We start from the raw sequence: 9,901 nt of genomic DNA on the forward strand, positions 1-9,901 counted from the left end.
AACAACCGCCCCGGCAATATCACTGGTGGTAAGACCCACAACGGCTTCTCCTGCTCCATTATTGTAGCCGATTACTCCTGCGCCGCTTTGTACCGCTGTTGAGCCTCTGACCCCGTGACTTCCGCTGCTTCCAGCGTCGACAGCAGTGCCAACTGCAGTAGTCACAGCTACACCGGCGCCGTTTCCCAGCGTACTGACTGTTAATGCGGTATTCGTATTCGCATTATTGAATATACTAACGCTGGCAGCGATACCACTATTACTTGTTGCGCTTAAACCTGTACCTGTATTACTGTTTGCATATACCCCGGTACCGGCGCCGGAAGAATTGCCATATACCCCAAGACCAGTTGGCGTTACACCATAAACTCCCCAGCCACTTCCCGACTGAGAACCCCAGACACCAATCCCCAATCCTCCTGTGCCATTGTTAATACCTCTGACAGCAGAAGAAAAACCGCCGGGACTGACTGAAGAGACTATTCCTCTTAAAGCAGCGATGCTGGAAGTGGTTGTATTATTTATACCTTCCAGAGAAGTTCCGTCACCATCATTTGTGAGCGAGAATAATGTCGATGCATTATTTTCTGTAGCAGCAAATGGCAAAACAAATGCTCCGCCACCACCGATAGGAGAAGGCGCCCATGCCACACCGTTAAATTTCAGGATATCGTTTAGTGCCGGTGCCGCTGCAGTCACGGGTTTGGATTGCAGTTGGGCAACCACTGGATTAGGATAATTGCCTGAAAGGTCGCCGCCTGCGGCGCCATTTGGAGGCAGTGTAGTTGGAATGATGCCGGGTGCAAGTTTAGGTAAGGTAATTGCACCATCCGCAACTTTAGCGGTTATCACTTTATTGTCACCAATAAGCGGATCAGGATAGCTGCCCGAAAGGTCGCCGCCTGCAGCGCCGTTTGGAGGCAAAGCAGCAGGGATCACACCTGGAGCCAGTTTTGGCAGAGTTACCGAACCATCCGCAATTTTTGCGGTCACTACTTTATTATCGCCTATTGTCGGATTCGGATAGTTTCCTCCTAAATCCCCTCCAGCCGGTCCATTCAATACCCCCGGAGGGCCCTGAACACCTTGTATACCCTGGGTTCCCTGAGGACCAGCAGGGCCTTGCGGACCAGGATTACCTGAAGCTGCGTACAGCGCAAAAGGAACGCTCATCAGTTGCGTACTGCCCAATGCTGTATAGGCACCACCACCAAGGGCGATTTCTACTTTTGCATACTGGTTTACATTTTGCCAGGGGATAGCGGCAAACGTACCGCTGCCTGGAGTGCCTTTACCAATCTGCAAGGTAAATAAACCTAAAGCATTGGTGTTCAGCGAATGTTCTTCCATATATTGAACAGGGCCATTGTTGGCACCGCCCAATATGGAGATCTTGACCTTGATGGCCTGGTTGGATAAAACAGTTCCGTTAGTGTTTCTGGCAACCCCCTGGTAGTTGATACCGGAAAAGCCACTTTGACCAAAAGCCAGCTGGCAGGTCAGGAGTGCGATAAACAGGGTTAATAAAGATTTAATTGATTTCATCACCTTTGAGATTTTATGGTATAAGAGTTAGGTTAATATTTTGATAACTACATTCCACCAGGCGTGAAGCTGAGTGTAAAATGCATGGTATTTTTCATGACAAATCTTTCTGAAGTTGGGAAGATGTAGCTCATGTCTATCCTTACCGGGTTAATGTTGAACCCAAGGCCCGCCGCAAAATGCTGCCGGTTGCCTTTGCTGGGGTCTTCATAGAAATAGCCAGTCCGTAAAAAGAAAGCATTGTAATATGAAAATTCAAGGCCGCCTGCTACAGTAAATTCAGAGATTTCCTCCCTGAAACCTCCGGGGGCATCAAAGAAAGAAGTAAATAAAGCACTGGTTACGCTTCTGTCGGGATCCTTGCCTTTCTCTATTTCATTCGTCTGGTTGCCCATCCCATCTGTTTTGTAACGCGGGGGAGTTGGTGCCAGCAGCTTATTGAAGTCCAGCAAGAGTGTCAATCTGTTTTCAGGAGTTTTATATAAAGCATAACCACCACCCACACGCAGGTTCATAGGGAGAAAAGTAGTAGTCTGCTCGCTGTACTTTAGTTTTGTTCCCAGATTGGTGAGTGCTACACCCCAGTTGTACCTGCGGCTGTAGCTGCCGTCTTCAGACTTGTTATCTGAATAAATCGCCACATCTGCTGCAAATGCATCTGTTCGTTTCAGCAATAAATTATTGTAAGTTCCTGAGCCTATATCGCTCTGGAAATATCTGGCGGTCAATGCCATGGCAAAGCTCTCCCCAAACTTACGGGCATAACTTACATCAATGGCCAGCTCATTGGCTTTATATTGCTCAAGCAGCGCTCCGGCATCATCTCTAAAGTTGATTGAGCCCAGGTCAAGGTATTTGACCGATACTCCAACTGCGTGTCCGCCGTTTAATTGCCTGTAGGCTGCAATATAAGCAAGGTGAGAATCTTTGGAGAGTTCCTTCATCCAGGGCGTATACGATGCGCTGACACTCATTTTTGTTCCAAAAGGAATTTTTGCCGCATTGATAAACATGGAATTGGCATCCACCGGTAATCCGGTTCCGGCCTCTGCCACTCCGCCATTGCGGGCATCAGGACTTAATAAAAGAAAGCCTGCCCCTGTGTTAACTGCTCTGTTGTCTTGTTGTGCGGTGCTGTTCTGGTAGGCACATACCAGGCAAGCCATGAGGCTTACAGCAAGGTAAATCTTGTGTTTCATAAGCTTATTGAATTACCAGTTTTTCTGAATATCTCCGGCTTCCCGCCTGCAATACCACATAATAAAGACCTGAAGCAACGCCACCGATAGGCATGGCATACTTAACCTTTCCGGCCAGTAACTTGGCTGAGATGTTCCTTATTGTTTGTCCTGCATTATTGACCAGCAGCATAGTCACTGTTCCATCCTTGATCATGTCAAATTCCAGGTTTGTAGATCCTGAAGCCGGATTGGGATAAACGATGAAACTGTTAACAAAGGCAATTTCAGGTTCAGTTTCATTTCCGGCAATTTCAGGCTGCTGGAAACCCTGCGTGACCAGCAGGGGAGAATTGGCAATGGCATCCACCAGCACTTCTCCGATCGTGTATTGCACAATTGTATTGTTGATTTGAGCTGAACCCCCTGCACTGGCTAGTACTGAGCGTTGAAGCTCTACTTGCTGGGCAGCAGCACCGGCCGAGAAACCCAGCATACCCAATAGAGGTATAAGTCTTTTTTTCATAGGGAGAGTTATTAATTGTAGATAACTATCCCGAATTTAGATAAAGCTGATGTTTTAAATTTCGATATTAAGTGAGCTATGGGTTGCACTTAGTGAAATGAGGATTTCATTGAGTAAACCGTTTTTTATAACATGAACGCTTCCTGTATAACTTATTTGTTAACATGGAGTTTTGAAGCAATATAGTCTTATCTTCCTCCGAGTTATGAACCATATTTTAACCAGCTGAACATGAAAAAGCGGATCACTATACTGTTGATATTCTGTTTTTACTTTCAGGCATTCAGGGCCAGTTCACAAAACAACTATTTTATCGATGGCTATCATGGGGGCATCTGGGGCCACTATCCTGCACGCTACACTGAGTTCATGAGTGGTCTGCTTGATAAAAATCCATTTTGGAAGATCAACATTGAAATTGAGCCGGAAACCTGGGACAATGTAAAGCTCACAGACGCGGACGGGTACAATAGATTTCAGCAACTGGTCAAAGATCAGTCAACAGGCGGCAGAGTTGAGTTTGTAAATCCCGCATATGGTCAAAGTTACCTGTTCAACATCCAGGGGGAGTCTGTCATCCGGCAGCTCGAACTGGGTATCAGGAAGATCCGTGAACACTTTCCTGAAGCGACATTTACTACTTATTCGTCTGAGGAGCCCTGTTTTACCAGCGCACTGCCTCAAATTCTAAAATCCTTTGGGTACAAATACGCATCCCTGAAAAATCCGAATACCTGCTGGGGTGGCTATACCACAGCTTATGGCGGGGAACTGGTCAACTGGACGGGGCCTGATGGCTCAAAATTACTTACTGTACCGCGGTACGGGACAGAAAGCCTGTTGAACGGCTCAACCTGGCAGACCATTGCCTGGAACAATTCAAAGGATTATCTCCGGGGCGCCAGATCCCAGGGCATACAAAACCCGATAGGCATGTGCCTGCAGGACGCAGGATGGAAAAATGGTCCCTGGCTGGGACAGCCGAAGAATTTTGAATACCAGACCTGGAGGAACTATATTGCCAATGTCGCTGACAAAAAGCAGGTGCCTGACTGGAAGTTTACCCAGGAAAACGTACAGGTAAGCCTGGTATGGGGGGCACAGATCCTGCAAAAGCTGGCTCAAAATGTCCGTGCGGCGGAAAATAAACTGATCATGGCCGAAAAGCTCAACGTCCTGCAATCGGTATATCTTAAAAAACCCATAAAGGGAGATCTGTTTAAAGATGCCTGGCAAAACCTGCTGCTGGCCCAGCATCACGATTCCTGGATCGTACCTTATAACATTGTAGACAAAGTCAACAGATTAAACTGGGCAGAGCAGGTAAAGGTCTGGACAGATAAGTCTGTTGAGTCAGCTGACAGGATATTGCGGGAAAACTCATCATCCGGAAACAATGGACAGCAGGACAAAAGAAAGGTTTACAATACCCTCGCGATAAACCGGCGTGAGCCAGTCCTGTTCACATACAATGAAAGCTATACAGAACCGGTGATCATTGATGCCACAGACAGGGAGGTAACCACGCAGCAGATTACCGGAAATAACGGGCAAAAACAATTGTTGTTTATGGCTGAGGTTCCGTCGATGGGTTTTGCCAGTTACCGTATAAAAGAGCGGAGCAGTAAAGCCAAAACAAGGACAGGCGCAACAGCCAGTCTGGAAAACAGCAACTACCGCATCCAAACAGATCTTTACGATATCCTGGTCGACACAGAAAAAGGAGGCACCATAACCAGCCTCATTGCCAAAAAACTACATAACAAGCAGTTTGTAGATAAAGCCCTGGCAGATAAGTATTTCAATGAAATGAAAGGATATTTCTACACCGATAGCGCTTGGCATTCGAGTGCGGATCACCGGGCAAATATAACCCTCTTAGAAAATGGTCCGCTCCGGGTCAAACTAAAAATAGAAGGCCTTATTGGAATTCATCCCTTTTCCCAGGTGTTGACACTTGCACAGGGCGATCCCAAGATAGATATCCAGACCCGGATCGACTGGCAGGGCAATCCAGGCATAGGGCAGGACTTTAACCAAAAAGGCAAATGGAAGGCCGAAGAACTGAAAAAGGCCTTTTACAATGACCGCTACAAACTTTCAGCGCTGTTTCCGGTGAACCTAAAGCAACAAAAAGTATACAAGAATGCGCCGTTTGACGTGCTGCAGAGTAAACTAAAAGACACCTATTTCAACACCTGGGACAGCATCAAGAACAACCTCATTGTCAACTGGGTGGATGTGACACAAGATAGCGATGAAACAGGAATGGCACTGCTGACTGACCATACAACCAGCTATTCACATGGGGAAGATGGTACGCTGGGCCTGACCATGCAATACTCGGGTATGGGACTGTGGGGCCGCAATTACAGCATCAAAGGACCTTCAGAAATTAGGTACGCGCTGCTGCCGCACGCAGGAAAATGGGACAAGGCAGACCTGTGGAGCCAGAACTTGAAATGGAACGAAGCCCTGCAGATCAAAGACGACCGGTCTGCATTACCCGCGACCGCCTCACTGATTGATTTATCTGCACTTGGATATGAAGTGTCATCGCTGCAGACAGAGGATAATGCTTTGTTATTCAGGTTATTCAATGCCTCTGGTAAACATGGTCCGCTGACGGTCACCATAGACATACCCGGGATAAAAGAAGCGCAACTGGTAGCACTCAATGGCGTAAAAATAGAACAGATCCATCTTAAAAAACAAAAACAGGGCAAGCAAACTTTCTCGCTTAGCATTCCTGAATTTGGATTGCGCACGGTAAAACTGCTGATGGAAAGTAAATGATCAGTCCTTAGCCAGTAAAGAAATGACAAGAAGCTTATTGGTGATGAGGGTTTTATCAGCTTTTGAGGTAGCAAGGTCCAGGGCCATTTGTAAATGACTGATCGCTTTGCTGTCGTCTATACCCGTATAAAGTTCAGCCAGCAAAGAATGATAAAGCTGATTGCCTGTCAGGTTCAGTTTCTCAGCTTCCACAATAGCCTCGGCTTTACCATTTGCTTTAGACAAGGCATAGGTGCGGTTCAGCGCTGCAATCGGTGAGTATTCAGTCATCAGCAGCTGATTGTAAAGCTGCAGGACATGTTCCCATTTCTCTTCGGAATCTTCTTTTTTGGTATGCCAATAGGCGATCCATGCCTCTACGAAGTATTTGGATACTTTATTGCCTTGTGAGGCCAGGTTTAAAAAATGTATGCCCCGGTTGATGAGTTCCTGATCCCATAAATTTTCATCCTGGTCCTGGTACAAAATGGTTTCCCCATTTGAATCGGTTCTGGCCTCAAAACGGGATGCGTGAAAGCACATCAGAGACATTAAAGCGTTAATGAAAGGCAGGTTTGTCCGCTTATTTTCAATCAGGAAATAAGTAAGCCTCATGGCCTCATAGCAGACTTCTTTCTGTAAGGTAGTGTCTTGACCACGGGAATAATAGCCCTCATTAAAAAGCAAATAAAGCGTAGTGGCAACGGTCTCCAGGCGCTCATTGATGGCAGTTTCATTAGGGAATTCAATTCTGACCATTTCTTCCCGCAGTTTTTCTTTGGCGCGGAACAGCCTTTTATTGATGGTCTCCTTGCTGGTCAAAAACGCAGCGGCAATTTCATTGATTCCAAAACCGCAAAGTATGCGCAATGATAAACAGATCTGCGCCTCTCCGGAAATGGAAGGATGGCAAATCGCAAACATCATCTGCAGCTGGCTGTCGGTGATGTTCTGATCAGACAGGTTGATCTCCAGCTCTTTGTCTTCAATTTCACCAGTATCGATCTGGTGCATGATCTTTTGTGTAAACAAGGTATTGCGCTTCAGATAATCCTTTGCTTTGTTTTTCGCAACGGTATACAGCCATGCTGCCGGATTTTCGGGCAGGCCTTTGATGCTCCAGGTCTCCGAGGCCAGCAAAAAAGTATCGCTTGCGATATCCTCAGCGATTTCAACATGCTCGATACCAAACAGTTTACAGAGTACAGCTGTAATTTTGCTGTACTCTGTTCTGAATAAATGTGGCAATAGTCCTTCTGTTTGCGTCATTTGAAATCGTGCTTACATCGGGTTTATCGGCCTGACTTCCACATTTCCGCTAAACTCAAGAATAGGGCAGCCTTTGCTCAGCTCAATGGCCTCTTCGAGGGATTCAGCCCTGATGTGGGTGTATCCGCCAATGGACTCCTTGATTTCTACAAAAGGGCCATCGGTGACGATGTTACCAGGTTTAATCACTGCGCCTTCATTGGCCAGCCGGTTTCCCCGGTCTACCAGTTTGTTTTGGGCCGCAATGCCGCCAACCCAGTCCATCCATTTTTTAATTCTTGCCTGCAATTCCTCAGGTGAGAGGGTCTGAACTGCGTCCGGGTCATTTCTGAACACTAATAAAAATTCTTTCATCTTGTTATAGTTTAAGTATTAAAAACCAATGACGATCGTAAAATACGGAATAGGACAGCGGGTCGGAAATAAATATTTGATCTATGGCTTTATCATGATATTTATCAAAAGCCTGTTCAGACGATCAAACATTTTGATCCAGCTTTGGTAAGCCCCGGTTTGTTTGGTGTCTTCCTCGGCTACGGTCTGATGTAAGCTGAGTTTGGTCTGCTTGCCAATAGATGCGAAGGTGACAGTAGTGAGTATCGCCTCGGGCCAGTCCTCTGGTTTTCCAGCTTCAAGTGATCCTACTGAAATGCCTGCTTCATCGGTCAGTACCATCGAAAACACCAGTTTCTCGGGAAATGTGACTTCTTTATATACGCCTTTGATCCAGCAATCGCCATGAACGGGGTCGTGAATACAGGAATGGAAGGTGCCGCTCTCTTTCACATCAATAGATTTAAATTCGATGCTGCATCCATCAGGAGCATACCAATGCACCAGTTGCCCGGGATCTGTCCAGGCTTTAAATACCAGTTCGCGAGGAGCATCAAAAAGATGCGTAATGCGGAGTTCTTTTTTTGTGGATTCCATATTGATTGTAATTAAGGTTTGTTTTGGATATCTGACAGGTAATTGTCCAGTTTTTCAAATCTCGAAGCCCAGTGTTTCCTGGATTTTTCTACCCAGTCTGTCACTTCATTGAGTTTGCCCAGCTGGGCCTCACAAAATCTTTCCCGCCCTTTTTGAGTGATGACCACCAGTCCGCATTCGGTCAGGATCTGGATATGTTTGGATACCGCCTGCCGGCTGATGTCGAAAGCTTCTGCAACAGAGTTTAGGTTTAAGGGCTCTACAGCGATCTGCTGAATGATTGCCCTGCGGGTAGGGTCGGCTATGGCCTGGAATACGTCTCTTCTTGTGATCATAATGGCAACTATATGGTTGCAAATATAAATGCAATCATTTGATTGCGCAAATTTTCTTTAAAAAAGATCTGATTCAAGACATCCAATAACCTGCCTTGCTATAATCACTACACAAACACTACAGAAAGTCTACAGAAAGACTACACCATCAACGGGGTACAGACGTGCCGCTCGTGATACGCCCGAAAGACGAATATGGTGTAGACTTTCTACAGCCTTACTAAAGTGTTATTACAGACTTACCAACCGGGCAATACCTGCCCGGTTGGTAAGTCTGTAATATTGATAAAACTTAAGAGGTGCTTACTTTAGGGGTGCTTGTCGGGATGCATATGCCTTCAGACTGCCCTGGTTAATTCCAAAAATCAGCCGGTCATTGACATTGAGAACACTCCGTACATCTCCCCGAAGTGCAAAACCAGACCTGAATTGCGGTACATAGCCATAATTTCCCTTGCCATTGCCTTTCAGCAGCACTCCATAATTGGCATCGCTGTTTCCAAACTTGAGCCTGGCTTCGCTGATGTTGCCGCAAAGCAGCAGGTCTTTATGCCCGTCTTTGTCATAATCCAGCGCAGTAATGGTATATACAGGTGAATACTGGGCCTGTGCCGGAAGCGGCATCTCTTTAAACCTGCCTTTGTCATTGCTGATGAACAAGGCAGTCTTTAAGTAATTGGCTTTCAGGTTTACAGCACCTTTGAGTTCATCCGCAGTGAAAATGTCGCTCATCGTCCCATCTGCATAGCTTTTATAATCGGAATAACGTGTGCGCATGATGCTCATTTGGTCGAGCATTTCGTCCCTGCTCACATATGGGTAGGTTTTCCCTTTGATGTAAAAACATAAAATGGGGTCGACAGATCCGTTGTCATCAAAGTCTTTGTAATACATTTCTGCGGGCTCTTTGTCACTTGCTTTGCATTGGGTGTTCAGGCCGGTATTGCCAATCACCAGGTCAGGTTTTCCGTCACCGTTGAGGTCTTCCACCAATAGCTTGTTCCACCACCCGGTATAGGATTTATCAAAATAATCTTTGGTCCTGTCTTTCAAACGGCCATTTTCATTGATCAGGGCTGTTACCGGCATCCATTCTCCGATGAGGATCAGGTCTTGTTTTTTATCATTGTTTAGATCTGTCCATTGGGCATCGGTGATCATTCCGGCCTTTTGGAATTCGGGTGCGATGGTGCTGACCTGGTCTGTGAAATTGCCCTTGCCATCATTGATCAGCAGGTAGCTTTGTGGTGTCTCCGGATACCTGCCAGGAATAACCCGGCTGCCAACAAAAAGATCCGGATGTCCGTCGCCGTTAAAGTCTGCTGCAGTAACACAGCTTTTGC

At 46.3% G+C, this 9,901-nt stretch carries 8 protein-coding genes and 1 pseudogene; 1 reads left to right on the forward strand and 8 read right to left on the reverse strand.

What is annotated here, in order from left to right:
- From VK541_RS14435 to VK541_RS14445, 3 genes and pseudogenes are all read right to left on the reverse strand, one after another.
- Nucleotides 1-1,545: pseudogene (locus VK541_RS14435) on the reverse strand (hypothetical protein); the annotation flags it as partial.
- A 47-nt stretch (nucleotides 1,546-1,592) separates the two neighbouring features.
- Entirely contained in the window at nucleotides 1,593-2,744 is a 1,152-nt protein-coding gene (gene porV, locus VK541_RS14440; protein WP_324371023.1) for a type IX secretion system outer membrane channel protein PorV, read from the reverse strand.
- A gap of 4 nt (nucleotides 2,745-2,748) precedes the next feature.
- On the reverse strand, nucleotides 2,749-3,249 hold the full coding sequence (locus VK541_RS14445; protein WP_324371024.1) for a T9SS type A sorting domain-containing protein: 501 nt from the start codon (nucleotides 3,247-3,249) through the stop codon (nucleotides 2,749-2,751).
- A gap of 231 nt (nucleotides 3,250-3,480) precedes the next feature.
- On the opposite strand from VK541_RS14445, the gene VK541_RS14450 reads away from it, so the two are divergent.
- Nucleotides 3,481-6,045, forward strand: a complete 2,565-nt coding sequence (locus tag VK541_RS14450; protein ID WP_324371025.1) for a glycoside hydrolase family 38 C-terminal domain-containing protein — start codon at nucleotides 3,481-3,483, stop codon at nucleotides 6,043-6,045.
- Here VK541_RS14450 and VK541_RS14455 read toward each other — a convergent pair whose 3' ends face one another.
- From VK541_RS14455 to VK541_RS14475, 5 genes are all read right to left on the reverse strand, one after another.
- Nucleotides 6,046-7,293, reverse strand: a complete 1,248-nt coding sequence (locus VK541_RS14455; protein WP_324371026.1) for an RNA polymerase sigma factor — start codon at nucleotides 7,291-7,293, stop codon at nucleotides 6,046-6,048. It abuts the gene before it with no gap.
- A 12-nt stretch (nucleotides 7,294-7,305) separates the two neighbouring features.
- On the reverse strand, nucleotides 7,306-7,647 hold the full coding sequence (locus VK541_RS14460; protein ID WP_324371027.1) for a YciI family protein: 342 nt from the start codon (nucleotides 7,645-7,647) through the stop codon (nucleotides 7,306-7,308).
- Between the two features lie 81 nt (nucleotides 7,648-7,728).
- The gene (locus VK541_RS14465; RefSeq protein ID WP_324371028.1) at nucleotides 7,729-8,223 is read right to left on the reverse strand and encodes an SRPBCC domain-containing protein; all 495 of its coding nucleotides are present in this window, start codon (nucleotides 8,221-8,223) and stop codon (nucleotides 7,729-7,731) included.
- Between the two features lie 11 nt (nucleotides 8,224-8,234).
- Nucleotides 8,235-8,558 (reverse strand): metalloregulator ArsR/SmtB family transcription factor, encoded by a 324-nt coding sequence (locus tag VK541_RS14470; protein ID WP_324371029.1) that lies wholly within the window; start codon nucleotides 8,556-8,558, stop codon nucleotides 8,235-8,237.
- 303 nt (nucleotides 8,559-8,861) lie between these two features.
- On the reverse strand, nucleotides 8,862-9,901 hold a 1,040-nt coding region (locus tag VK541_RS14475; protein ID WP_324371030.1), incomplete at its 5' end, for a VCBS repeat-containing protein.

This window comes from Pedobacter sp., assembly GCF_035317785.1.
Classification (GTDB): Bacteria; Bacteroidota; Bacteroidia; order Sphingobacteriales; family Sphingobacteriaceae; genus Pedobacter.

Bases quoted from the DNA above. Each gene is read 5' to 3' on its own strand.
- porV (WP_324371023.1), bottom strand. From the start codon at position 2,744: ATGAAACACAAGATTTACCTTGCTGTAAGCCTCATGGCTTGCCTGGTA.
- VK541_RS14445 (WP_324371024.1), bottom strand. From the start codon at position 3,249: ATGAAAAAAAGACTTATACCTCTATTGGGTATGCTGGGTTTCTCGGCC.
- VK541_RS14450 (WP_324371025.1), top strand. From the start codon at position 3,481: ATGAAAAAGCGGATCACTATACTGTTGATATTCTGTTTTTACTTTCAG.
- VK541_RS14455 (WP_324371026.1), bottom strand. From the start codon at position 7,293: ATGACGCAAACAGAAGGACTATTGCCACATTTATTCAGAACAGAGTAC.
- VK541_RS14460 (WP_324371027.1), bottom strand. From the start codon at position 7,647: ATGAAAGAATTTTTATTAGTGTTCAGAAATGACCCGGACGCAGTTCAG.
- VK541_RS14465 (WP_324371028.1), bottom strand. From the start codon at position 8,223: ATGGAATCCACAAAAAAAGAACTCCGCATTACGCATCTTTTTGATGCT.
- VK541_RS14470 (WP_324371029.1), bottom strand. From the start codon at position 8,558: ATGATCACAAGAAGAGACGTATTCCAGGCCATAGCCGACCCTACCCGC.